This is a genomic window from Streptomyces sp. NPDC005263 (assembly GCF_042872365.1).
Lineage (GTDB): Bacteria > Actinomycetota > Actinomycetes > Streptomycetales > Streptomycetaceae > Streptomyces.
Window position 1 is genome coordinate 209691 of the sequence record NZ_JBIAKJ010000008.1, and the last position, 24435, is coordinate 234125.

The 24435-nt window shown below is 70.6% G+C and carries 15 protein-coding genes; 2 read left to right on the forward strand and 13 right to left on the reverse strand.

The features are described from left to right. Positions 1-112 precede the first annotated feature (112 nt). The 8 genes from ACFYRY_RS32045 to eccD all read right to left on the reverse strand — a co-directional run bounded on the left by ACFYRY_RS32045 (position 113) and on the right by eccD (position 9907). Positions 113-490: a hypothetical protein gene (locus ACFYRY_RS32045; RefSeq protein ID WP_389153440.1), complete on the reverse strand. Its 378-nt coding sequence runs from the start codon at positions 488-490 to the stop codon at positions 113-115. Positions 491-493: 3 nt separating this feature from the next. Next, positions 494-949 carry a YbaB/EbfC family nucleoid-associated protein gene (locus ACFYRY_RS32050; RefSeq protein ID WP_389153443.1) on the reverse strand — a complete coding sequence of 152 codons (456 nt, stop codon included), beginning with the start codon at positions 947-949 and terminating at the stop codon, positions 494-496. Positions 950-1144: 195 nt separating this feature from the next. Continuing rightward, positions 1145-4768, reverse strand: a complete 3624-nt coding sequence (locus tag ACFYRY_RS32055) for an AAWKG family protein (protein ID WP_389153446.1) — start codon at positions 4766-4768, stop codon at positions 1145-1147. Positions 4769-4891: 123 nt separating this feature from the next. After that, entirely contained in the window at positions 4892-5353 is a 462-nt protein-coding gene (locus tag ACFYRY_RS32060; RefSeq protein ID WP_389153449.1) for a type VII secretion system-associated protein, read from the reverse strand. 200 nt (positions 5354-5553) lie between these two features. After that, positions 5554-5862 carry a WXG100 family type VII secretion target gene (locus ACFYRY_RS32065; RefSeq protein ID WP_389153452.1) on the reverse strand — a complete coding sequence of 103 codons (309 nt, stop codon included), beginning with the start codon at positions 5860-5862 and terminating at the stop codon, positions 5554-5556. An 85-nt stretch (positions 5863-5947) separates the two neighbouring features. Next, on the reverse strand, positions 5948-6283 hold the full coding sequence (locus ACFYRY_RS32070) for a hypothetical protein (protein WP_389153454.1): 336 nt from the start codon (positions 6281-6283) through the stop codon (positions 5948-5950). 554 nt (positions 6284-6837) lie between these two features. Beyond that, entirely contained in the window at positions 6838-8454 is a 1617-nt protein-coding gene (eccB, locus tag ACFYRY_RS32075; protein ID WP_389153457.1) for a type VII secretion protein EccB, read from the reverse strand. 46 nt (positions 8455-8500) lie between these two features. Further along, positions 8501-9907 (reverse strand): type VII secretion integral membrane protein EccD, encoded by a 1407-nt coding sequence (gene eccD / locus ACFYRY_RS32080; protein WP_389153460.1) that lies wholly within the window; start codon positions 9905-9907, stop codon positions 8501-8503. A 460-nt stretch (positions 9908-10367) separates the two neighbouring features. On the opposite strand from eccD, the gene eccCa reads away from it, so the two are divergent. Further along, entirely contained in the window at positions 10368-14396 is a 4029-nt protein-coding gene (gene eccCa / locus ACFYRY_RS32085; RefSeq protein WP_389153462.1) for a type VII secretion protein EccCa, read from the forward strand. Positions 14397-14451: 55 nt separating this feature from the next. Here eccCa and ACFYRY_RS32090 read toward each other — a convergent pair whose 3' ends face one another. From ACFYRY_RS32090 to ACFYRY_RS32105, 4 genes are all read right to left on the reverse strand, one after another. After that, entirely contained in the window at positions 14452-15702 is a 1251-nt protein-coding gene (locus tag ACFYRY_RS32090) for a S8 family serine peptidase (RefSeq protein ID WP_389153465.1), read from the reverse strand. Then, on the reverse strand, positions 15699-19016 hold the full coding sequence (locus ACFYRY_RS32095) for a right-handed parallel beta-helix repeat-containing protein (RefSeq protein WP_389153468.1): 3318 nt from the start codon (positions 19014-19016) through the stop codon (positions 15699-15701). Before ACFYRY_RS32095 ends, ACFYRY_RS32090 begins: the two co-directional genes overlap by 4 nt. A gap of 145 nt (positions 19017-19161) precedes the next feature. Further along, complete coding sequence (locus ACFYRY_RS32100; protein ID WP_389153471.1) at positions 19162-20400, reverse strand: ricin-type beta-trefoil lectin domain protein; 1239 nt, start codon at positions 20398-20400, stop codon at positions 19162-19164. A 4-nt stretch (positions 20401-20404) separates the two neighbouring features. Then, positions 20405-21205 carry a type VII secretion system-associated protein gene (locus ACFYRY_RS32105; protein ID WP_389153909.1) on the reverse strand — a complete coding sequence of 267 codons (801 nt, stop codon included), beginning with the start codon at positions 21203-21205 and terminating at the stop codon, positions 20405-20407. Positions 21206-21744: 539 nt separating this feature from the next. On the opposite strand from ACFYRY_RS32105, the gene ACFYRY_RS32110 reads away from it, so the two are divergent. Continuing rightward, the gene (locus ACFYRY_RS32110) at positions 21745-22764 is read left to right on the forward strand and encodes a mannose-binding protein (protein WP_389153474.1); all 1020 of its coding nucleotides are present in this window, start codon (positions 21745-21747) and stop codon (positions 22762-22764) included. Positions 22765-22895: 131 nt separating this feature from the next. Here the strand turns inward: ACFYRY_RS32110 and ACFYRY_RS32115 are convergent, their stop codons facing one another. Further along, complete coding sequence (locus ACFYRY_RS32115) at positions 22896-24320, reverse strand: non-reducing end alpha-L-arabinofuranosidase family hydrolase (RefSeq protein WP_389153477.1); 1425 nt, start codon at positions 24318-24320, stop codon at positions 22896-22898. Between the last annotated feature and the right edge of the window lie 115 nt (positions 24321-24435).

The following is a 24435-nucleotide window of genomic DNA, read 5'->3' on the forward strand; positions in this document are numbered from 1 at the left end:
GCGGCATGGATCCGAGCAGTACCGGGGCGGGCGGCACGTGGACGCGCCGTACCGGTCCGGGCAGCACGGAGCGGCCGCTTCCGGCATGCGGAAGCGGCCTGCGGTGCGGAGGTCAGCGACGGCCATGCCCGCCCGGGCCGCCTGTGCCGTCCAGCCCATGGGTGTCGATTTCCCTGTTGTTCTGCTCGATGTCCTCGATGTTGGCGTCACGGGTGCTCTTCATCAGCCGGACCTGACTGACCGTGGCGTCGGTGATGCCCACCAGGGCGTCGCGGATCGACATCATGGTCTCTTTGGTGGTCTGCCGCTCCTTCTGCTCCTGCGGCTTGGCCTTCTCGGCGAACTCGCCCTCCGTGCCGGGCCACCGGACCGTCGGAGCCAGTTCGTCGAAGAACTCCTCCGTCATGCTCCTGGTGAGGGTGCCGATCTCCTCCAGCTGCCCCGCCAGTGCCTCGATGCGCTGCGGATCGACGTAGTACCGCTGTCCCATGGGTCAGTCCTCTCCATCCTCGCCCAGCGCGTCCCGCCAGGCCGGGGTGGCCTGGCCGTCGCGTTCCGTGTCCTCGTCATCCTCGCGCAGTACCTCTGGGCCGAAGATCCGCTCCCAGTCCAGCTCGAAGCCCTTCAGCTCCGGCACGTTGCTGCTGGGCTCCGTGAAGGGCGCCATCGCCTTCATCACGTGCCGGTTCATCTTCGTACGTGCCGCGCTCGCCGCCTCCAGGACGCTGGCCGCCAGCTCCGAGGGCGACATGTCGCGGTACTTGTTCTCCAGGAACTCGATCCCGGTCAGTTCGCCCTGCGGGCCCACCACGGCACGGACCGCGCGGTCGGAGGAGAGCACCGAGAACGACGCCTGGCGCAGCTCGCGCTCGGTGCGCGCGACCGCCTCCTGGGCAGCCTGGAGTTCGGCCATCGCCTTCTCCAGCCGCTTCTCCAGCGGTTCCGTCACGTCCGCTCCGCCCTTCTCCGTCGGTCTCTCCGTACGCCCGGTCGTCGGGCCGTGTGCACGGCCCCGGCCCGGGGGCCGGCAACTACCCTGCTGATCTTGCCTGGTGAGGACTCTGCTGCGGAATCCGGAACGGGGTGGTGTTCGTCTCTCCGTTCCGGAATCCGCTCGGTTCCGCTCCCTCGCCGGAGCCCGGCGCTACCGCCCGATGACGGCCGGGGTGCCGCCCTCCTCGGTGCCCCACACGTCGGCGCCCTCCTCCAGGTAGTCGTTGGAGCTGGTGACCCTGCGGCCCGGTTCGGCCTCCTCCTCGGTGGAGTCGGCGCCCGCGCCGCCGCCGGTGGTCGACACCCTGGAGGCCGGGGCCAGGAAGGTGTCGTTGTCCTCCTGGCGGTTCCAGGGGCTGCGGCGCCGGCGGTTGCGGCGCTCGCTCTCCTCGGCCGCGTCGACCAGGACGGCGCGTACCCGCTCGCCGTTGCCCTTCTCGCCGCCCGCGCCCATGCCGCCCATGCCGCCGCCCATCGGCGTGCCAGGGGTGCCGGGTGCGCCAGGCGCGCCGGGGGTGCCGGCCGTCGCGGCGGCGGGGCCGAGCGCGGAGGCCGTGCTGTCTGACAGGGGGGCGACGCCGGCGCCGCTGAACTCGTTCGAGGACAGGGAGTCCGACCCGGAGAGGCCACCGCCCAGGCCGCCGCCGAGACCCAGTTCGGAGAGCGGCACGTCCCGGGAGACGGTGCCGTCGCCGCCACCGACCCCGTTGAGGTCGCCGAGGCCGTCGAGGATGTCCGAACGGTCGTTACCTGCGTTGGAGTTGAGATCGTGCAGGTCCACCCTCTCGGTGTTGCCCTGCGGGTCGGTGAGGGTGGCGATGCCGGTGTCCGGGTCGATGACCTGGGTGCTGCCGTCGGGGAAGGTGGTGGTCAGCTGGCCGTTGTCGAGGGAGGTGACGGAGCCGTCCGGGTTGGTCACCGTGGCCCCGTGGGTGAGGTCCGTGGTAGTGGTGTCGCCGTTCGCGTCGGTGGAGGTGAGCAGCCCGTTGTCCGGGTCGAAGGAGGTGCTGCTGCCGTCCGCCAAGGTGGTGGTGAAGTCGCCGGCGTCGTCGAGCGTGAGTTCGCCGCCGGTGGGGGTCTCCAGGGCGGACCCGTCGCTGTTGAGGTCCCCGAGATTGCCGAGCGACTCGGTGGTCACGTCGTTGTCGATGTCGCCCAGATCCCCGAGATCTCCCAAGTCGCCGAGGTCGTTGATGTTGTTGTGACCGTTGAGGCTGCCCAGGTTCTCGGTGATCGTCTTGCCGTCCGGGTCGGTGGTGACCGCCTGGCCGGTCGACGGGTCGACGGTCTGGGTGGTGCCGTCCGGGAACGTCGTCGTCAGCTTCCCGTCGTCGCCGAGCGACGTCACCGAACCGTCGGGGTTAGTCACCTTCAAGCCGTCGCCCAGGTCCTGCGTGGTGACCGTGCCGTCCGGCGAGGTACTGGTGAGCAGCCCGCTGTCCGGGTCGAAGGAGGTACTGCTGCCGTCCGGGAAGTCGGTGGTCACCTCACCGGCGTTGTTCAGCTGGCTGTTGGTGCCGGTCGGGCCTTCGAGCACGCCGTCGCCGTTGAGGTTGCCGTTGAGGTCGGTGAGGCTGCCCAGGTCGGTCGTGGTGGTGCTGCCGTCCGGGTTGGTGGTGACCGCCTGGCCGGTCGACGGGTCGACGGTCTGGGTGGTGCCGTCCGGGAACGTCGTCGTCAGCTTCCCGTCGTCGCCGAGCGACGTCACCGAACCGTCGGGGTTCGTCACCTTCAGGCCGTCGCCCAGGTCCTGCGTGGTGACCGTGCCGTCCGGCGAGGTGCTGGTGAGCAGCCCGCTGTCCGGGTCGAAGGAGGTACTGCTGCCGTCCGGGAAGTCGGTGGTCAGCTTGCCTCCGTCGGCCCGGGTCTTCCCGCCGGTCGGCGTGTTGAGTGCGCCGCCCCCGCCGTTCAGGCCGCCGAGGTTGCCGAGGTTCTGGGTGACCGGGCCGAGGTCGGTCTGGCCCGGGCCGGTGCCGTCACCGTTGAGGTCTCCCATGTCGCCGAGACTCTCGGTGGTGACCGGGTTGTTCTGGTTCAGCAGGTCGTCGGGGATGTCGAGGTTCTGCTCGTTGACCGCGTTGGGGTCGTTGAGCCCGCCGAGGCTCTCCTGCACGGTCTTGGCCTGTTCCTCGGCCTCGCGCTTGGCCTCTTCCTGCTCGCGCCGCTGCTCCTCGCGCAGTTCGTTGGCGTACTTCTTGTCCTCGTCACGCTGCTGGTTCTGCTCGTTGCGGAGCTCTTCGGCTTCCCGCTTGGCCTCGTCCTGCTCCGCCTTCTGCTCGTTGCGGAGTTCCTCCTGGTACTTCTTGTCCTCCTCACGCTGCCGGTTCTGCTCTTCCCGCAGCTCGTCCTGGTACTTCTTGTCCTCCTCACGCTGCCGGTTCTGCTCCTCCCGCAGCTCGTCCTGGTACTTCTTGTCCTCCTCACGCTGCCGGTTCTGCTCCTCCCGCAGCTCGTCCTGGTACTTCTTGTTCTCCTCGTTCTGCTTCTTGAGCTCCTCCTCGGCCTCCTTGGCCTTCTTCTCCTCGTACTCCTCCGAGGCCGTGCTGGTCGACTTCGGCTTGGGCACGTTGTCCGCGAAGTCCTCGCCGAGGTCGAGGAAGTGGTTGTTCAGGTTGGACTGCACCGTGGCGGCGGGCTTGCCCAGGTACTCGGCGACGCCCTGGCTCCAGACCTTGACCGCCTTGTCGCCGACCTTGGCCCAGTTGGCGATGTCGGTCAGGTCGCCGTACTCGGGGTGCACCTGGGTGAAGCCTTCCTGCGGGGTGTGCCGGACGGTCGTGGTGTAGCGGGTGGTGGTCGACGTGATCTTCGTCTTGGCGACGTTGTCGCTGTCCACCCACTGGGCGAGTTCGTCCAGGACGTAGCGCAGCACCTGGTGCGGGTCGTAGTACGGAGACTTGGCCCACGCCAGCCAGGCTTCCAGCAGCTTGCTGGCGGCGTCCTCCAAGTACGTGCGGCCCAGCGACAGGGCGCGCGAGTACACCGTGTTGCCGGTGCCGGTCTCGTCGCCGGTGCCGGCCGAGGAGTCGAAGGTCTCGATGTAGTTGTCGTAGTTCTCGCGGATCTTCGTCAGCAGGCTGCGGAAGACCTCCGCAGCCTCACCCTTCCAGCTCGCGTCGTCCCTGCCGAAACGGTCCTCCCAGTCCTTGAGGACGACCGCGTGGTCCCGGAAGAACTTGGCGGCGTAGTCGAAGGAGTCGCCCGTCGTGTTGAAGGAGTTCAGGTCGACCGCGTCGCTGCCGCCCACGCCCAGGTTGCTGAACCGGGCGTTCTGGGTGCCGCCCCTCAGCAGTTCGCGGAGCGCCGTCCGCGGCCCGTTCATGTACCGGGCGAGCGGGATGGTGGACATTTTGTCCTTGTTGTAGTCCGTGAACTCGTTGCCTTCACGGACCTGGGCGTCGTTGACGTTGTCGGAGCCCGGGTCGGCGAAGATGATCTCCTCGCCGGCCTTCACACGGCCCTCGAACACGATGCGGGCCTGCATGATCTTCGTCTTCTTGCCGCCGTCGAAGAAGAAGATGTCGTAGTCCTCGCCGGTGTTGGTCAGGAACCCGGAGTCCTTGACCATCAGGCTGAGGCTGCGCTCCTTGATGTCCATCCGGAAGAGCTTGCCGCCGTGGTCGGAGCGGAGCGTGTCGAAGATGGTGTTGCGGTCCGGTACGGGATAGCCGGTGATGTGGGTGACCAGGGTGGCCCAGGTGTCACTCGACGGGTCGCCGGCGTTGTCGAACTTCTCGAGGTTGGTGCCGGAGTTGGGGTCGTAGCGATCGGCCACCGGGCGCCCTTTCTGGTCGATTGTGGTCCGCGCCGGCCCATCGTGTCTTCGTACGGATGCGCAGGCGTGTGTCTCTTACGGGGGCGCGCCGGTCGGCCGTGGCCACCGCCGGCGCGAGGATGGTCAGTCCTCTTCTTCCGTACTGCCGGCGGTGAGCGTGTCGACCTCTTCGAAGGTCTGCAGCAGGGTCTGCGCGTCGATCGCGTCGATGTTCTTGTTCTTGGTCTTGTTGGCCTCCTCGATGGTGTCCGAGAGAGCCTCCTTGAGTTCCTTGAAGAGGTCCATCTGGTCGCCCAGCAGCTTGTCGATGGCCTCGGCCGCGGTGCGGACGCCCTCGATCAGCTTCGGTCCCGAGACCAGGGGTTCGGTGACCATCTTGCCGATGCGCAGAAGCTGCTTGTCCTGGTCGAGGTTGTCCGGGGTGGTGTGTCCGTCGACGAGCTGGCCCAGCGGGCGGATCGTGCTTCCGTCGCCCTCTTCACGGTGCTTCTTCGCAGCGGTGTAGACCGGCTGTACCTCGTTGTCCCGGAAGTTCTCCATCTGCTTGAGGTCGAAATGCTTGACGTCTGCCTTCTCACCGGCCATGAGACGTTCTCCTGCTGCTTGGTGCCGGACGGGGATGCGGGGTGACCCGGTGGGGGGTTCCGCCTGCGGGCGACGGAGGCCCGGCCCCGTCGCCCGGCCGCCCGCATGACACCGCCATGCGGGCGGCCGGGCGACTTCGATCGCACGTGCACGACGCCGGGCCCCCGTCCTGGGGACGGACGGAGAACCCCGGCCAGACCCTAACGGGCCCGCACGTTGCCCCAGTTGTCGGCGCTCCTGCGCTCGTCACGGGAGTGGTTGTCGTGGATGGTGCGGATCAGCTCACCGTTGTCACCGAGGAGCTTGGCCATGTTCTTGGTGGCGTTGTCCCACTCAGCCTGGACCACCCGGTACTGCTCCTGGTCCGCACCTTCCCAGGTACTGACGAGCGGCTTGAGCTCGTCCTCCAGGTTGTTGAGGGTCGTGATGATCACCTGGGTCTGCTCCATCAATTCCTCGATGGCCTGCTGGACCTTGGGGTATTGCACGTCAATGATGCCGTCGGCCATGACGTCTCCTCTCGAAGGCCGGGCGCCGGGCCCGGGAAGCTCACGAAGTCCGGCTCCACCGCAGGGGGCCGGTACCGCGGGTGGTTCAGCTCAGTGCTTCGAAGACGCCCTGGCTGGTCTTGCTGTTGAGAACCTCGGTCAGGTCCTGGTTCTCCTTCGCCAGGCGGTTGGCGGAGGTCACGTTCTCCTGGAGCGCGTCGATCATCGTGCTGATCTGGACGACGACCTTCTGGGCCTCGGTGTTCCAGCTGCGGAAGAGCTTCAGGAGGGCCTCGCCCTCGTCACCGCCGACACCCGAACGCGCTGCGATCTCGGCGACGTTGTTCTGGGTCTTCTCGACCTGGTCCCGGGCCGACTCCAGAGAGGAGACGCCCCCCAAGCCCTTGGCATAGTCCGCTTTCCTTGCGGCACTGTCCGCCATGTCACGCTCCCTTCGTTCAGGCGCGTCTCACGCACCGTTGCCCGCTGAGGCTAAAGAGAAAATAGGGTTCCGCGCAATGCGTGTAGGCAACAGGTGAGCAACAGTCAGTTCGGCAGAATTCGCCTGTATGGCACCGGAGTTGTGCGAACGTTGCAGCTGCATGAACGCTCGCACCCCGGCGCCGGGGAAGCAGGACGGGAACCGCCCGCCTCACACGCGAAGCGGGCGGAAAGCGGGCGCGCACAGAGACCGAACGGTCACCGGAAGACCCGTCCCGCCAATGCACGTACGCCCACGGGATTGCATCGGTGCGAGCGGCCGCGATATTTGAGCTTCTTCTGAGGTTTCGCCTTCTTGTCGACCTCGCGAGAAGCCTTCGTATCAGGTCTTCGAATCCGATCCGCATATCAGATGCCAGGCCATCGGTCGACTTCGAATTGTCGACTTGACGTCACAGGCGCCGAGTTCGGCTCAGCGCATTCCCGCGGCTGCTCCTTTCCCTTTCCATTGCCCCCGCCGTGGTATGGGCCGCTTGCCGGGATCGGCAGGTGGTGTCAGCTCTGCGAGACGGTGCCCGCCGAGACCGGCTTGCCCGCCTTGTCCGCCGCGTCGGCCTGGTCCGTCCTGTCCCCCTCTTCGCTCCTCCCGGGCTTCTCCGTCCGGCCGGCGTCGCCGCACTCGGGAGCGGTGGCCTTGGGGTCCGTGACGCCCGCTGCGGCGGCCGGGTCGAGGTCGACGCCGGTCGGGAAGGCAGCGAGCATCGGTGCCGGGACCGAGCCGATGTCCGAGGCCTGGTAACCGAGCGCCGACAGCGAGTCCTTGGCGGAGACGCGGTACTTCACGCCGTTCTCCGCCACCAGATAGGTGGTTCCGGCGTGCGCGGCGCCGCTGGCGTGCAGGGCCCGGACCAGGGCGCCGTGCCCCGGCCGTACCACCGCGGCCTCGGTCGGGACGCAGGCCGGCTCCAGCGGCTCGGCGGTGCCCGCGGACACCGCGACCGGGGCGAGCTGGGTCAGCGGGACCAGCACGGACCTGATCCGTACGCCGCCGTCGTCGCCGTCCACCTGCGCGCAGAGCGCGGTGCCGCGCGACACGGACTGCGGGAGCGGCGGGGCGTCGGGCAGTTCCGCGGATTCCGCGGCGCCCGAGTCCTTCGCCCGGTGCTCGCGCAGCGCGTCCGCGCCGACCGTGCGCACCTCGGGCGACTGCCCCTTGTAGGCGTCCTTCTGGGTGGCCGGGTCGCCCAGCACCAGGGCGGCGCCGAGCCGGGTCAGCGGCACCAGGCCGTCCTTGCGAAGCAGGTGGTAGGTGCTGCCGCCGCCGGGGACGCTGACCTTGAACAGTTGGCCGACACGACTCGCCTCACCGCCGAGTACAGGGCCCTCCTCGCCCCGCCCCGGCACCGCGGGCGGCTTGAGGGTGAGGCCGGGAGCCAGCGCATCGAGGAAGGCCGCCGAGACCGGCATGGCCGTCTGGGAGCCGTAGCCGAGGGCGTTGCGGGCGTCGGACTCGCGGTCCAGTGGCAGCCTGCTGCCCCGCCACACCAGGTACTCGGTGCGGTCCGGGCCCCGTACCAGCACGCCCCGGTCGCGGCCGATGCCTCGGGAGTCCACGGGCATCCCGGCCACGACGGTGGTGGCGCCGGGCTTGTCGACCCCGGTGGTGGCCACGACACCGGAGGTGTTGGCCAGTGCACCGTCCGGTCCGGTGACGCACATGTGCCAGGCGCCGTCGTCGAGCCGGTCGGACGCCGGTACGACGTCCGGGGCCCCGGGTATGCCTACCGCGGCGCCCACCGGGACGCCCTGCAGAGAGGGGGTTCGGACGTCCGCGGTCGCCAGGTCGGAGCCGCCGATCAGCCGCGCCGAGGCGTAGTTGAGCACCGGGTGCAGTACGCCGTCGGTGCCGGTCCACAGATAGCGGGCGCCGGTGTCCCGGTTGACCACCAGGTGCTCACCGTCGCGCCAGCCGTCGTTCCCGCCAGGACGCAGCAGACCGTACACGGTGGCGCCCGCGCCGATCAGGACGGTCACCAGGACGCCGAAGACCACACCGCGGGTGGTGCGCCCGAGCGGGCTCTCCGGGGCGTCCGGGTCGGCCGTCAGCAGGCCCGAACTGAGTCTGCCCATCATGAAACTGTGGGCGTGTACCTGGTCTCGTTTGGACTGCACGGCCTCTCCTCAACTCCTTCTCCATGCCTGGGCGTACGGGGTGTGCTCAGCCGAACAGGCCACGCAGCCAGCCGAAGAGCCCCGCCGCCCAGAGGGCGAACGGCAGCAGTGCCACCGCGAAGCCGGTGTGTGCCAGTTCCGCCGCGCGGCCCCAGTACGGCAGCACCCGGCGGCCGGGGACCGTCCAGGCGGCGATCACGAGTGCGGCCGCGGCGGCCAGCAGCACCGCGAAGACGATGACGCGCGCCTCGCTGTCGTCAGCCACCGCCCAGGCGCGGGCCAGCAGGAGCAGTCCCAGGACGCCGGGCACGGCCAGGGTCAGCCGCTGCGAGATGTGCACCAGCCCCCGGCAGTGCAGGAGCAGCAGCAGGGTCAGGGCGACGGAGGTCAGCACCTCGGGCAGGTTGGGGCCCTCGGTGAGGACGACCAGGGCTGCCGTGGCGATGATGCCGGTGGCGGCGAAGAGCGCGGTGACCCAGCGTCCGGCCAGCAGGGTGCGCTCGGCGACCTCGTCGCCCGCGTAGGGCTCGATGCCCTCCTGCAGCTGGGCTGCGGAGGACGGCAGCGAGGGCAGCCGCATTCCGGCCAGTTTGAAGGCGAACGGCGCAACCGCTCCGGCGGCGAGCGCGACCACGGTCGCCACCAGCGCCACGGAGGCGGGCACGGACAGGCCGGAGTACCCCATGAGGCCTCCGGCCACCGCGGTCGCCACCGAGACCAGCGCGGTGGCGAACAGGGCCGGGGCGCCGACCGCGGTGGCGGCGAGCGCGAGGACCGCGCCGCCCGCGCCTGCCGCGCCCCCTGCGAGCAGCCGCGCGCCCACGACCTGGGCCGCGTCCGGGCCGGTCAGGTCACCGCCGGGCAGCAGCCAGCCGGCCAGGGCCAGGCAGGGTGCGACCAGCAGGCCGAGCGCTGTCGCGGAGACGCGGTCGCCGACCGCGCGGCTGGCCGAGCCCGCGCCCGCGAGCAGCAGCAGCCCGGTCACGGCCGCGAAGACGACCGGGGAGAAGCCGGTGCCGTCGGCCCCGGGCCAGAGCACCAGGGCGAGGGCGGCCATCACGGTCACCACCGCGGTGCCCACCAGGAGTCCGCGGGCCGCCTCCGGGCGCCAGGTCTTCAGCCGCCGGCCCGCGGTGTCGGCTATGCCGTCCACCAGGTCGTCGAGCCGGGCCTCGGGCAGTGCCTCGGTGTGCGGGCGCAGGTGGAGCACGGCGCCGTCGACGAGCCCGGCGCGGGCGAGGGTGGTCTCCTCGTCGAGGGGCGCGTCGCCCAGCAGCTGGAGCACCCAGCCCGCGTGGTCGAGCCCGGCCTCCTCGGCCTCCTCGCCGACATAACGCAGCAGCGTGGGCAGGAGATCGGCGACCGGCACATCGGCCGGCACGGCCAGATCGACGGAGACGCTTGGCGCACGTACGGTCAGGCGGCACAGTTGGGCCACCGCGCTGTCGGTCATCAGCTGAACTCTCGTCTTCCGTGGGGGCTTTGACAGGAGCACTTCTTCCCCGGGAGCGGGGATGTGCGAAGAGTACGGACGGCTCGCGCGCGGTCGGGAACCGGGGTTGCCCGACCGGGGAATTGTGTCCGCGCGACCGGCGACCGCCTCTCCCGCGTGGACAGGTCGCGTTCCGTGAATGCAGACTACTGCCTACGCCCGCCGGATCGTGCTGCGGACCGGACTCATTGTCCGGAATGGAGTTGTCCATCACGGGAGTTGACCGTCACCCGATATCCGCTCGAAACATTCACCCGGCGTTCGCCGCCTCGTGCGGGCCCGGAGAATCGGCTCGGTGCGGTCTTTCCCCGCTGCCGGGTGCGCCCGTATTCGGCGCGGGCCGGAAAGCCAGTAAAACCGGAGGTTCTGTTCCTTGAGTGTGGTGCTGTTTCGCCGGCCGGCCCGCAGACGCGGACCGGAGATGCCCGAAGGCCAATTGACCCTTCAGGAGCCACCGGTCCTCGCCGAGACCGTGCCCGACACGTCGGCGATATGGACTTATTTGCCGATGGCCCTGATGTCGGTGTCGATGATGCTGATGTTCCTGCGCCCCGGCGGCGGGAACGGCGTCTTCATGTACCTGGCGATGGGCGTCATGGCGCTCTCCGCCGGCGCCATGCTGCTGGGCCAGCTGATGCGCCGCTCCAGCGAGCGCAAGCAGCGCCTGAAGGGCGAACGCCGCGACTACCTCCGCTACCTGGCCCAGATCCGCAAGCGGGTCCGGTCCACCATCACGGAGCAGCAGCGGGCGCTCGCCTGGCGTCACCCCGATCCCGCCGCCCTGCGCTCGCTGGCCCGAACCTCGCGGCTGTGGGAACGGCGCCCGACCGACGAGGACTTCGGCGAGGTCCGGCTCGCGGTCGGTGAACAGCAGCTCGCGCTCACCCTGGAACCGGTCTCCACCCGGCCGGTGGAGGACCTCGAACCCCTCTGCGCGCACGCCCTGCGCCGCTTCATCCGCGCCTACTCCACCATTCCGGAGCAGCCGCTCGGCCTCTACCTGCGCTCGTCGGCCCGGGTGCTGCTGCGCCCGGAGGAGAGCGCCGGCCAGGCGTCCGCCGAGCCGGGCGTCCCGCCGAACGGCGAGCCGGGCGAGGGCCGCGTCGCGGCCGAGGGCCCCGGTCCCGAAGCCGTACGCGCCCTCGTGCGTGCCGCGCTCGCCCAGCTCGCGGTGTTCCACGCGCCCGAAGAGCTGTGGCTCGCGGTGTGTGTCAGCGACGACCGGCGACCCGACTGGGAGTGGGTCAAGTGGCTGCCGCACGCCCTGCACCCGCACGAGGAGGACGGCGCCGGCCAGGTCCGCCGGATCACCGCGGAACTCACCGAGCTGGACGACCTGCTCGGCGCCGAGTTCGCCGAGCGGCCCGGCTTCGACCCCGACGCCCGTCCCGGCCGTGACGAGCCGTACACAGTCGTCGTACTGGACGGCGTCAACGTCCCCGAGGGGCACCGCTGGGAGGGACACGGCTACCGCAACGCCGTGGTCCTCGACGTCTCCGGGGCGCTGCGTTGGCGGCCCGGCCGCAACACCCTGCGGCTGACCGTCGGCCCCGACCGGGTGAGCCTGGTGCGTACCGACCGCAGCCGCAAGGAGCGCTCCGTCGCGCTCGGCCGCCCGGACAGACTGGGCCCGCTCGGAGCGGAGTCGCTGGCCCGACTGCTGACCGCCCGCCGGATCAGCCTCGGCACCGACGTCTCGCAGCCGCTGGAGACCGACGTCGAGCTGACCACGCTGCTCGGTATCCCCGACCTGCACCGGCACGACCCGCAGACCCTGTTCGACAAGCACATGGGCGCCGCCCGCCTGCGGGTGCCGGTCGCGGTCGGCGTGGACGGGCGCCCGGTGGAGCTCGACATCAAGGAGTCCGCGCAAGGCGGCATGGGCCCGCACGGCATGCTCATCGGCGCCACCGGCTCCGGCAAGAGCGAACTGCTGCGCACCCTGGTCCTCGGCCTCGCCCTGACCAACTCCTCCGAGACCCTGAACTTCGTCCTCGTCGACTTCAAGGGCGGCGCCACCTTCCTCGGTCTTGAGGAACTCCCGCACACCTCCGCGGTCATCACCAACCTCGCCGACGAGGTCGCCCTGGTGGAGCGCATGCAGGACGCCCTGCACGGCGAACTCATGCGCCGCCAGGAGCTGTTGCGCTCCGCGGGCAACTACACCTCCGCCCTGGAGTACGAGCGGGCCCGCGCCGCCGGGACGAACCTCGCGCCGCTGCCCAGCCTGTTCGTGGTGGTCGACGAGTTCAGTGAACTACTGTCCACGCACCGGGAGTTCATGGACCTGTTCGTAATGATCGGCCGCCTCGGACGTTCCCTCGGAGTTCATCTGCTGCTCGCCTCGCAGCGGTTGGACGAGGGCCGTATGCACCAGCTGGAGAGCCATCTCTCGTACCGCATCGGTCTGCGCACCTTCTCCGCCATGGAGAGCCGCGGTGTGCTCGGTGTGCCGGACGCCTACCAGCTTCCGGCCCAACCCGGCAACGGCTACCTGAAGTCCGGTGTGGAGGCCCTGACCCGGTTCCGTGCCGCCTACTCGTCCGGCACCTACCGGCGTCGTACCGGCGCGGTGGTCCAGGCCCGGGTGGCCAGCCAGGTGGTGCCGTGGACCAGCGGCTGGGTGGTGCCCCGCACCCTGGAGGCCGCGCCCGAACCGGAACCGGAGAAGGAGGAGAGCGAAGAGGACGAGGAGACCCTGCTCGCCGTGGCCCTCGACCGGCTGCGCGACTCGGGCCCCGCCGCCCACCAGGTGTGGCTGCCGCCGCTGGACGAGCCCTCCCCGCTGGACGCCCTGCTGCCCGGTATCGCGCCCGACCTCGAGCGCGGACTCACCGCCAAGGGCTGGCTGGGCACCGGCAAGCTCCGGGTGCCGGTCGGCCTGGTCGACAAGCCCTTCGAGCAGCGGCGCGACCCGCTGATCGTGGACCTCTCCGGCGCCGGCGGCCATGTCGCCATCGCGGGTGGTTCACAGAGCGGCAAGTCCACCCTGATGCGCACCCTGATCGGTGCCCTCGCCCTCACCCACACGCCCGCCGAGATCCAGTTCTACTGCCTCGACTTCGGTGGCGGTGGTCTCTCGCAGCTCGCCGGCCTGCCGCATGTGGGCGGTGTCGCGGCGCGGTTGAACCCGGAACGGGTGCACCGGGCCGTCGCCGAGGTGATGACGCTGCTCGCCCGGCGCGAGCAGTTCTTCGTGGACCACACCATCGACTCGATGCAGTCCTACCGCCGCCGCCGGGCCGCCGGGGAGTTCCCCGACGAGCCGTTCGGCGACGTGTTCATGGTGGTCGACGGCTGGTCGACGGTCCGCCAGGACTACGACGACCTGATCGCGAAGTTCAACGAACTGGCCGCCCGGGGCCTCAACTACGGCATCCACCTGCTCATCACCACCACCCGCTGGGTGGAGTTGTCCGCGCAGGTCCGCGACCAGGCGGCCACCCGCCTCGAACTGCGCATGGGTGACCCGATGGACTCCGAGATCGACACCCGCAAGGCCCGCTCGGTGCCGCGCAGCGGTGGCCGGGGCATCACCTCCGACAGCAAGATGCACTTCCTCGCCGGTCTGCCCCGCCTCGACGGCAGCGGCTCCCTGGAAGACCTCGGCGACGGCGTCGGCCACCTGGTCACGGAGGTCGCCCGGCACTGGCCCGGCGCGCCCGCCCCGCAGGTCCGGATGCTGCCGCACCGGCTCCCGTTGTCCGAACTCCCCGCGCCCGAGTCCACCGAGGGCGACGGTATGCGCCTGCCGCTCGGTATCGACCAGGACGCTCTGGAGCCGGTCTGGCACGACTTCAGCCGCACCCCGCACCTGGTCGTGGTCGGCGACACCGAGAGCGGCAAGACCAACCTGCTGCGCCGCATCACGGAGGGCATCACCACCCGGTACTCCCCCACCGAGGCGAAGATCATCGTCGTCGACTACCGGCGCACCCTGGTGGACACCATCCCGGAGGAGTACCGCATCGGGCATGTGATCTCGCTGGACAACCTCAAGGAGACCATCGAGGGCGCGGCCCGGGCGATGAAGACCCGGGTCCCGGGCGCCGACATCGCCCCCGGCCGGATGCGCAAGTGCGACTGGTGGACCGGCCCGCGTCTGTTCATCCTGATCGACGACTACGACATGGTCTCCGGCAACTCCTTCCAGAGCCCGATGGAGCCGCTCTTCGAGTACCTGACTCTCGGCTTCGAGATGGGCCTGCACCTGGTCGTCGCCCGCAGCGCGATGGGCGCCGGCCGCGGTCTCAGCGACGCCCTCATCCGGCGTCTCGACGAGGCCAACAACCCGGCCGTCCTGCTGTCCTGCCCGCCCACGGAGGGCCGCCTCTTCGGCAACGCGAAGCCGCGCAACCTGCCGCCCGGCCGGGCCCTGCACATCGCCCGCCGCCGCGAGAGGCTGATGCAGACGGCGCTGGTGGACGAACTCCCGCCCCAGCCGGACTGAGACCGAACGCCACACACGTGAAGCGGGGCCGCCTGTTCAGGCGGCCCCGCTCAGTTCAGTCCTCTTCAGCCACAGCCGTGGCTGGGGCACCCGCCCCCGCCGGCTTCCACCCCCGCGCCCGCGCCTTCGGAAGTGCGAAGGCCCCCCACAGCACGGCAAGCACACCCCCCGTGCCGAGAAGCACGAACAGGGTGGCCCGATCGGTTGCCCGATCCGCCGCGGACGTGTCCCGGACGGCCACGGGATCGGCCGCACGCTCGGCGCCCGCCGATCCCCCCGAGCCACCGAGAACCGTGGTGACGGCGGCATAGGGATCGAGCTGAGGAATGTCGGCGGGATAGGCCGTGGCGGTCAGCCGGCGGGCGATCTCGTCGCCCGAGTCGTCGGGCCGGGCGGCACGCACCGCGGCGGCCGCCCCAGCGACATAGGCGGTGGCCACCGAGGCACCGGCCCCGAGGTAGTGGCCGTCGCCGCGCGGCCCGCCGGAGACCACCCCGGCGCCGGGTGCCACCAGGTCGACGCCGGCGGTCCGCAGCGCGTCGTCCGGGCGGACCCCGCCGGGAAGCATGTCGGCGACCGACAGCACGCCGGGTTCACCGGCCGGCCAGTAGAGCTGCGCCGGAATCTCGTCGGTGCCGGTCCGGGGCGGGTCAGGGGTGGCCGCGGCGACCACCACGGCCCCCTTCCGGCGGGCTTCGGCGACCGCACGGGTCAGCTCCGCGTCGCGGCGCGGCAGGGCGACCGCGACCGCGATCACTTCGGCCCCGGCCTCGGTCGCATCGCGCAGTGCCGCGACGACCAGGTCGGCGTTCGCCTGTCCGCGCTGGTCGGTGCCGCGTAGGGCCAGGATCTTCGCACCGGGGGCGGCGCCGGTCAGGCGTGCGCCGTTTCCGCCGGTCCCGGCGATGAGTCCGGCGAGGAAAGTGCCGTGCCCGACGCAGTCGTCACCGGCCGCGCCCTGGGCGGTGACCCGGCCGTCGAGTCCTGCGGCGCCGGTCTCCACACCGGTGTCGATCAGGGCGACGGTCACTCCCGCGCCGACGCTGTACCCGTGCAGCCGGTCCAGGTCGAGGCGCTGGCGCGACCAGTCCTGCTTCTTGGCCTTCTCACGGGAGGCCGGGGTGCAGGCGGCGTCCGCGTCGAGCGCGGAGGGCATGCCGGGCAGTTTCTGGCCCTTCTTGCCGTCGGCCGTCGGCACCTGCGACAGCGGTACGGCCTGGGCCGGAACGGCGGCGGGCAGCAGCAGGGCGGCGACGCAGCCGACGCCGGACAGCAGGCGGGCGGTCCCGCGGGCTGACGCCTTCATCGGGGAGCCGCCTTCGGCGTCGCCGCGGCCACGTCCGCGGGGAGGAGGATGCGCAGGTCGTCCAGGGTGGGCGCGACCAGCGAACTGAGCCGTCCCGCCTGGCGGGTGACCATCGACTCGACGACCTGGCGGGCCAGGCGGGCGTTGCCGAACGAGCGGTCCCTGGGCAGCGAGTCGAAGTACTCCTTGAGCAGCGGGCCGGTGCCGGGGCCGCATTCGTACCCCATGTTCGCGGCCTGTGCGCGCACGATGGTGACCAGTTCCTCGGAGGAGTAGTCGGCGAAGCCGATCCGGCGCGGGAAGCGCGAGGACAGACCGGGGTTGGAGGCGAGGAAGCGCTCCATCTCGTCGGTGTAGCCGGCGACGATGACGACGACCTCGTCGCGGTGGTCCTCCATCAGCTTCAGCAGGGTGTCCACGGCCTCCTGGCCGAAGTCGGCGCCGCCGCCCTTCGGGGTGAGGGTGTAGGCCTCGTCGATGAACAGCACACCGCCGCGGGCCTTCTCGAAGACCTCGCGGGTCAGCTGGGCGGTGTGGCCGATGTAGCGGCCCACCAGGTCGGCACGGGCGGCCTCGATGAGCTGCCCCCGGCCGAGGACTCCGAGCTGCGTCAGGATCTCCCCGTACAGGCGCGCGACGGTGGTCTTGCCGGTACCGGGTGGGCCGGTGAAGACCAGGTGGTTGCTGAGTGAGGGCACCGGCAGTCCGGCGGCGGCCCGGTGGCGGGCCGTGGTGATGAGGTTGACCATGTCGGCGACCTGGCGCTTCACCTCGGCCAGGCCGATCATGTCGCCGAGGCGGGTCAGCGGGTCGTCGGCCGGTGCGGTGGTGTCGCCGGCCTTCGCGGCGGCCGTGGCGGAGACGTCCTCCGGCAGCAGCAACCGCAGGTCGTGCTCGCTGACCTGCTGCTGGGAGGCGAGCCGGACCGCCTGTCTGTCCACCATCTCCTCGAACACCCCGCGCGCGGCACGGCCGTTGCCGAATCCGGCGTCCCGCGGCATCGCCTCGAAGTGCGCGGCCAGCGCCGCCTCGGTGCCCTCACCCAGCTCGTACTGGTGCTGAGCGCACATGTTCTCCATGATCGCGACCAGTTCGGGCACCGAGTAGTTCTCGAACTCGACGGTCCGCGAGAAGCGGGAGGCCAGGCCCGGGTTGGAGCTGAGGAAGGAGTCCATCTCGCGGGAGTAGCCGGCCGCGACCACCACCACGTCGTCGCGGTGGTCCTCCATCAGCTTCAGCAGGGTGTCCACCGCCTCGCGGCCGAAGTCCGCGCCGCCGTTGTTGCTGTCCGAGGTGAGGGTGTACGCCTCGTCGATGAACAGCACGCCGCCGAGCGCCCGTTGGAAGGTCTCGGTGGTCTTGATGGCGGTGCCGCCGACGACCTGGGCGACCAGGTCCGCACGGGAGACCTCCACCAGGTGTCCGCTGCGCAGCGAACCCAGCTCGGCCAGGATCGACCCGTACAGACGGGCGACGGTGGTCTTACCGGTGCCGGGCGGGCCGGCGAAGATCAGGTGCCGGCTCATCGGCGGGGCCGACATGCCGAGTTGTTCGCGGCGCTGGGCGAGCTGGGTCAGGTTGACCAGCGTACGCACCTGCTGCTTGACGTTCTCCAGACCGATCAGCGCGTTCAGGGCGCCGAGCGGGCCCTCCGGACGGTCCGCCGGGGGCGCGTCCGCGGCGCCTGAGCCGGCCGGGTCGGTGTTCTCGGCGCTGCCGGAGCCCCAGGCGTCCCGCTTGCCGTTGCCGGTGCTGTTGAGGCCTTCCACGGCCAGCCGCTCGCCGGGCGCGGTCTGCACCAGGCCGCCGCCCTCGTTCTCCCGGGCGAGGCAGTTCACCAGGGAGACCGGCGCGGTGGATTCCACCCGGAAGCCGTCCTGGGCACCGCCGGAGACCTCGCAGCCGCTGAGGGAGGCGATCGCGCCCTCGCGGAGCAGGAAACCGTGGCCCTTGGGGGCGTGCACCGAGGTGCGGTTGGCGGTCAGTTCGCCGCCCGCGGCGACGACCACGCCCTCCTCGCCGGATATCTCGACGCGGAAGTCGCGGACGGTGACGTTGCCGCCGTCCTCCACGACCAGGCCGTGGGTGGCCGTGTCGGAGACCCCGCCGCCGGCCAGGTAGAGGGTGCTGCCGGAGGACACCCGCACGCCCGAGCCCTTGGGCCGGACGATCTCGCAGTCCTCGGCGCGGCCACGGGCGTCCTTGCTCGCCACGATGCCGTCGCCGGCGGGCTCCACCAGCCGGGCCCGGCGCAGCAGCGGGTTGGCGCCGCCGCGCACCGCGATCGCGGGCGAGCCGCCGATCACCTCGAGGCGGTCGAGCTCCGGCGCCGAGTCCTCCTCGAGGAGCAGCCCGGTCTGGTCGCAGTCGCGCACGGTCAGACCGGTCAGGGCCGGGGAGGCCGCCCCGGCGACGCGCAGCGCGGCGCCCTGCGCGCCGTCGATCCAGCAGTCCTCGAAGGTGCCGCGCGCCCGGTCGGTGACCAGCACGCCGTGCCCGCGGGTCCGCGAGACGCGGCAACGGCGCAGTACCGGGTCGGTGCCCTTGGCCAGGACGATCCCGTTGCCCGACGAGCCGGTGACGCGGACGTCCTCCAGCGTCGTACGGCCCCCGCTGCTCAGGTGCACACCGGTGCTGGTGTCGTGCACGACGGTGCGGATCACCGAGAGGCTGCTGTTCTCCTCCAGGGCGATGGAGGGCTTGTCGGTGGAGGAGATGTCGCAGTCCTCGACGGTGCCGCGGGACTCGCCGTTGGCGAGCAGGCCGTTGCCTCGAGCGTCGCGCACCGTGCAGCCGCGCACCCGTGCCTCGCCCTGTTCTGCGAGGACCAGGCCGCTGGTGCCCAGGTGCTCGAAGGTGCAGGTCTCCACGGTGGTGGGCGTGGTCGAGGTGACCACGATGCCGGCGCCCTGCGAGTTGCTCACCCGGCAGTCGCGCAGCGCGAGTGAGCCGGTGCCGCCGGCCAGCAGCGCGGTCCAGGCGGAGCCGACGATCTCGCAGCCGTCGAGCGCGGCCTGGCCGCGCCGTACGTCCACGGCCGGCTGCTCGGCGTCGCCGCCGCGCAGGGTCAGTTCGGAGATCATCACGGCGTCGGCGCGCAGCGCGAGCACGCTGCCCGTGCGCGGCCTGATCTCGACCGTGCCCCGCCCTTCGGCGGCGGCGAGGGTGACCCTGGTGTTGATCACCAGATTCTCCGCGTACGTCCCGGGACGGACGCTGATGAGCGCGCCGGTACGGGCAGCCGAGAGCGCCTCACCGATCGTCCGGTAGCGATCCCGATCCCCCGGACCGACCGTCAGTACCTGGCGCGACACGCACCAACCTCCTTGCCACGGGGGCTTCATCAGCGGGCGCCCCCTCACCGGGGGCGCGTGTCGGTGAAACCGACGGTGCCATCATGCCTCGCCCTGAGGGGCGGGCGGGTGCCGAGAGCCTGCTTACGGGCTGTCGGCGTCCTGTTCAGACGCTCCACTTCTGGTTGTCGGTCCCCGCGCAACTCCACAGCTGCAGCCAGGCACCACTGTCCCGGTTGTTGTCCTTGATGTCGACGCACTTGCCGACGACGGTGTTCACCAGGTCGTGGCTGGCGTTCAGTACGAACTTCTGGGCGTCGTTGCCGCTGCACCAGGCGATCTGAATGGGGGTGCCGTCGTTGTAGTTCGCGTTGGCCACATCCAGACAGAAGCCCTTGATACGGACGGTGCCGTCGGAGGCGAACTGCCACTTCTGCGCGGCGCCGTTGTTGCAGTCCCACACGAACAGCTTCTTGCCGTCGCCGAAATCACTGCCCGGTACGTCGATACACCGGCCCGAGAGGTGACTGCGCAGAGAGACGGGCGCACCGAGAGTCACCCCCGAACCGGCCGTCCCGGGATTGCTCTTGTCGCCATCGGACTTGTTCCCGCCGCTCTCCTCCTTCGGCTCGTCCTTCGGAGCAGCGCCCTTCTTCGGCTCGTCCTCGCCCCCGCTCTTGTCCTCGCCCCCGCTCTTGTCCTTGCCCTCGCTCTTGTCCTTGCCCTCGCTCGTCGTCGGCGCGGACGTGGAGGCGTTCTGCGCCGACCTGCCCTGCCTGAAGGGGTCCTTCTCGCCGTCGCCCGAGGAACCGGCGTCGGGCGAGGCCTCCGCGAACTCGCCCGGTACGTCCTGCGCGTTCCCGCCGAGCACCGTTCCCGCCGACGCTGGTCCCTTACGGTCCTCGTCGTCGTTCCCTCCGAGCATCAGCAACGGCACGCAGACGAGCAGCGCCCCCGCGACGGCGGCCCCGGCCAGCACGGCCTTGCCCGGCCGGCCCACCGGCCCGGTCTGCTGCTGCGGCCGGTCGATCGCGGTCGCCGTCATCGTCCGCACGAGCGCGGGCAGCCGGCTCTTGGCCTCCGCGGCGGCACCGGGGTCGGCCTCGGCCTCGGACCGACTGCCGGAAGCTTCCCCGCTCTCGGACGTGGTCCCGGCTTGGGGCTCGGTGGCGCCGCCCGCTCGCGCAGCCGCGGCTGTGGCCGCCGCCTCGGCCTCGGCCCGGGCGGGCTCCGCGTTGGCCTCGGCCCCAGTCTTCGCCGCTGCGGGCTCGGACGTGGGCGCGGACTCGGGCTTGGGTTCCGCGACGGCGGCGGCGCTCTCCGCCGTCTCCTCGCCGCCGGAACCGGAACCAGGACCGGGCTCGGTACTCGGGGAGGCGGGGTTCTGCTGGGTCGAACGTGTCACGGGGTCATCCCTGCGATGTGGGGGCGGGTTCGGGAGAGTTGTCCGTCCGGGGCACGGCCTCAGAGCCGGTAGGGTCCGCCGCGCCGGAGGAAGCACCGAGGTCCTCCGCCGCAGGTACCCCCTCGACACCCCGTCCACGTACGGGACCGAGAAGACTGTCCGCCGGGACGAGCAAAGGGGCCACGGCCCCGGCGTTGACCATCAGCAGGGTGCCCGAGCCGCTCAACGAACGGGCCAACTCCCGCGCCGGAAGCGTGCCATGGCGAAGTACCGGGGACATGAACTCGTGTGCCTGTGAGGTGAACAACAGCACCACGGGTGCCCCGTCCTGTTCGGTGGCCGTGAGCGGCCCACCGTCCGGCGCGCGCACCACGGTGACCTCCGCCTCGGCGAGCGCAGCGAGCGCGTCGTCCACCGAGCCATAGCCGGTGGCGGCCCGCTGCGCCGCCGCGTCCACCGGGTCGGTGGGCTCTGGCCAGCCGAGCACCCGGGCCGAGGGCCGGTACTCCGGGTTGGCGCGGTAGTCCCCCACGCCCCCGCTCTCGTCCGACTGCCACTCTCCCAGGACCGCCCACTCCGGCGGGGTCCGCTCATCGGTCCACGCCGGGTCGACCACCCCGATCCAGTGCTCTGGGGCCCGGCGGGCAGCCTCCCGTACGGCTTGGGGTATCTCGGGGGTGTCGACGCTCTCAGTGGTTCCCGCGGTGTCGGCAGCAGGTGACTCGGGGGTGGCGGTCGGGCCGGAGCCACCGGGCACCACGGGCAGGGCGTCAAGCCTGCCCTCTTGCCGTTCTCCGGGCCGCATCTTCACCTGAACTCTTCGGTTCGTACGAATTCTTGGGTGCGGCACAGCATGTGCGCACGCCGAAATTGATCAGATCGGGAAGGCAACAGAATGCCACACGAGCCCCGCGCGAGGCGCCTCCGGGCAGATCCGTTTCCTCCGCCCGCGTGCCCGTTTGCTGCCCGGGTGGAGAACTTTCCGGGAGCAGTGAGGCGTGGGTGGACAAAGCGATGGGCGCTTGGGGCCGAGGGTGCTGCTGTCACCCCCGCGACGGGCTAAGTTGGGTGCGCCATCGGACCCGTCCATGCACAAGGGCCTTCTGCCGGGACGTCCAAGCCAGGGCCGTACGGGAGGACTTGGCAGCTCGGGAAGGTACCGAATCGGTCTGATGCCGCCACTGCGGCGGGTCACACGGATCTCGACGACCAGGATCGAGCCGGACGGGCTCACCTCGGCGCGGCACCTGCCCAAGCCCGCCGAGCCGGCTGGCGTTGTTCCGACCCGGCCGCTGTTCCCGTGCCCACCACCGACAGCTCCGCCACCGAGGAGGAGTACCGCACATGTCCCCCCAGCAACAGACCCCCGGCGCGAATGCGGAGGCGGCCGCCACCCGCCCGGAAGAGGCCGAGTCCCCACCCGCGACCTCGGCACCGGACAAGCAGGCGACGGCCCCTGCCGCGAGCCCCGAGGCGGAGTCGAGCACCGCACCGGCCGGGGAAACAGGAACCACCCCGGCTGAGAAGAAGGGCACCGCACCGGCCGGAGAGACCACCGCTTCGGCGGCAACCCCGGCCGCCGAAGCGCTTGAGACGCCCGAGGAGGGCGTCGCCGTGGCGGCGGCCATCGGGACGACGCCGCCGGGCACCAAAACCGACACCGTCGTCCACAGCACACGCCCCCGCAAGCCGGTACTGGCGGGGGCCGCGATCGCCGGCGCCGTCCTGATCGCCATACCGCTGATGCTGGCCGGCAGCGCTCAGGACGACGGGCGCCCCGACAAGAAGGGACTGGCCGCAGAGGGGTCCGACACCGTCCTGAACGCGAGCTCCGCCCCTGCCGTCCTCGACGACTACGTGACCGAGAAGCCGAGTTCGTCCCCGCGCAAGGAGAAGCCGAAAAAGAGCGAGGCCGCGAAGGTCGTCCCCGAGGCCGTCGCGCCCGTACCGGAGACCAAGACGAGCAGCCCGCCCACGAAGAAGGCGAAGTCCACACCCAAGCCCAAGGCGGACCCGAAGCCCAAGGCGGACCCGAAGCCGAACTGGGGCACCAAGACCGTCTACGCGACCAGCGTCCTCCAGGTCAACCAGTCCTGGAGCACCAACCGCATCCGCATGGTCATGCAGTCCGACGGCAACCTCGTCGTATACAACGAGAAGAACAAGCCCATCTGGGCGTCCATGACCTTCGGCGCCAACCACCGGGCGATCTTCCAGGAGGACGGCAACCTCGTCATCCACAACGGCGACGACCGCCCGATCTGGGCCTCCCAGAGCCACGACCACGCGAACGCCCAACTGGTCCTCCGAGCCGACGCCAAGGTGGTCATCCTCCACAACGGCGGAGTCATCTGGTCGACCTGACCCAGCCCGGCGAGCTCGCGGTCCGAACTCACCGCTGCATGGGGAGAGGGTCGGTAACGCCCCCGAGGTGACGGGAGACCCCAGCCGACGCGCGGCTGGGGTTCCTCGACGCGATGAGCATCCGTCAACGGTCAGCGTTGCAGGGTGAGGACGCCCGGCCGCCACGGCAGTTGGTCGTAGGGGCCGCTCGCGCTGGGGGACTTGCCCTGGTAGAGGAACTGCAGGTTGCAGGGGTCGATGGTCTTGGTCTGGTCGGGGTTGTTGCGGACCAGGTCACCGTGGCTGATGTCGTTGGTCCAGGTGGCACCGCTGTTGGCCTTGCCCGCGAAGGGGTTGGATTCGGTGGCGGCCTGCGGCGTCCACGAACCGTTCAGGCTGGAGGCCGTGAACGAGCGGAAGAAGCGCTGCTCGTTCGCACCCCGAGCCTCGACGATCATCAGGTACTGGTTCTGGCCCTGGACCTTGTAGACCTCCGGTGCTTCGAACAGGTTCTTCACCGTGTCGCTCATGACCGTCGTGTACGACGAACCGAAGGTGCCCGGGAAGTTCCCGATCGGCATGCTCGCCCGGTAGATCTTGCCGTTGTCACCGGCGAAGAACAGGTACATGTTCTGGTCGTCGGCGATCAGGGTCTGGTCGATCGGGGCGGCCCCGGAGATGCTGCCGGTGAACAGCGGCTGGGGTGCGGACCAGCCGTTGGGGTTGGTGGGGTCGCTCGACGTGCGGTAGATGAAGGGCCACTGACCCCACTGGTACGCCAGCACCCAGATGTTCTTGGGCGCGAAGTAGAACAGCGTGGGCGCCACCGCGGCCTGGCTCATGCCGGTCTGGCCGGCCGACGCCATGTCGGACCAGTTCGTGAAGGGCGCGAACCGCATCGAGCCGTACGACGATCCCGACACGTTTGACGCGTAGACCAGGTGCTTGCCGTTGTAGACCACGTTGGTGAAGTCCTTCAGCGAGACCCACCCGTTCGCCGGCTGCGCCAACGCTCCCGTCGACGTCCACCGGTACGACGACGGCAGAGTGCAGTTGCCACCGCCCGGCGGGGTCGTCCCGGACAGGCCCGTCCACTTCTGGTTGCTGCCGCCGTTGCACGTCCAGATCTCCACCGCCGTGCCGTTGGCCGTACCGGAGCCCGTGACGTCCAGGCACAGTCCGGACTCCACGCCGACGATCGTGCCGTCGGAGTTCACTCGCCACTGCTGGTTCGCACCCCCGCTGCAGGTCCAGATCTGCACGCGCGTACCGGCCGTGGTGGCGTGGCCCGGAACATCGAGGCATTTGTTGCCGAACACGGTCAACTGATTGCTGTCCGTCGCCGTCCACTGCTGGTTGGTCCCGCCCGAGCAGTCCCAGATCTGCAGCAACGTACCGTCGGTCTGGCTGGAGTTCGGCACATCGAGACATCGGCCGGCGGCGACACCGCGCAAGGCGCCGCTGCTGGCCGCCTGAGCCGGGTTGGCGACGAGCATCGCCGCCAACGCGACCAGGGCCGCGATCGCGGCGGCGAGCACCACGGACACACGTCCGCGGTCGAAACTACGTCTGCGCATGGGGACCTCGTTGTCCTTGAGTGAGCGGCTCCGGCTGCCCCATCTGAAGGCCGGCCGGACTGTCGAGGTGGTGCGGTGCGTAGATGTCCGCGGCGGCGCAGGGCCGGTGGCTGCC

Coding starts and splice junctions, on each gene's coding strand:
- ACFYRY_RS32045 (WP_389153440.1), bottom strand. CDS start 490: ATGGGACAGCGGTACTACGTCGATCCGCAGCGCATCGAGGCACTGGCG.
- ACFYRY_RS32060 (WP_389153449.1), bottom strand. CDS start 5,353: ATGGCCGGTGAGAAGGCAGACGTCAAGCATTTCGACCTCAAGCAGATG.
- ACFYRY_RS32065 (WP_389153452.1), bottom strand. CDS start 5,862: ATGGCCGACGGCATCATTGACGTGCAATACCCCAAGGTCCAGCAGGCC.
- ACFYRY_RS32070 (WP_389153454.1), bottom strand. CDS start 6,283: ATGGCGGACAGTGCCGCAAGGAAAGCGGACTATGCCAAGGGCTTGGGG.
- eccD (WP_389153460.1), bottom strand. CDS start 9,907: ATGACCGACAGCGCGGTGGCCCAACTGTGCCGCCTGACCGTACGTGCG.
- eccCa (WP_389153462.1), top strand. CDS start 10,368: ATGCCCGAAGGCCAATTGACCCTTCAGGAGCCACCGGTCCTCGCCGAG.
- ACFYRY_RS32090 (WP_389153465.1), bottom strand. CDS start 15,702: ATGAAGGCGTCAGCCCGCGGGACCGCCCGCCTGCTGTCCGGCGTCGGC.
- ACFYRY_RS32105 (WP_389153909.1), bottom strand. CDS start 21,205: ATGCGGCCCGGAGAACGGCAAGAGGGCAGGCTTGACGCCCTGCCCGTG.
- ACFYRY_RS32110 (WP_389153474.1), top strand. CDS start 21,745: ATGTCCCCCCAGCAACAGACCCCCGGCGCGAATGCGGAGGCGGCCGCC.
- ACFYRY_RS32115 (WP_389153477.1), bottom strand. CDS start 24,320: ATGCGCAGACGTAGTTTCGACCGCGGACGTGTGTCCGTGGTGCTCGCC.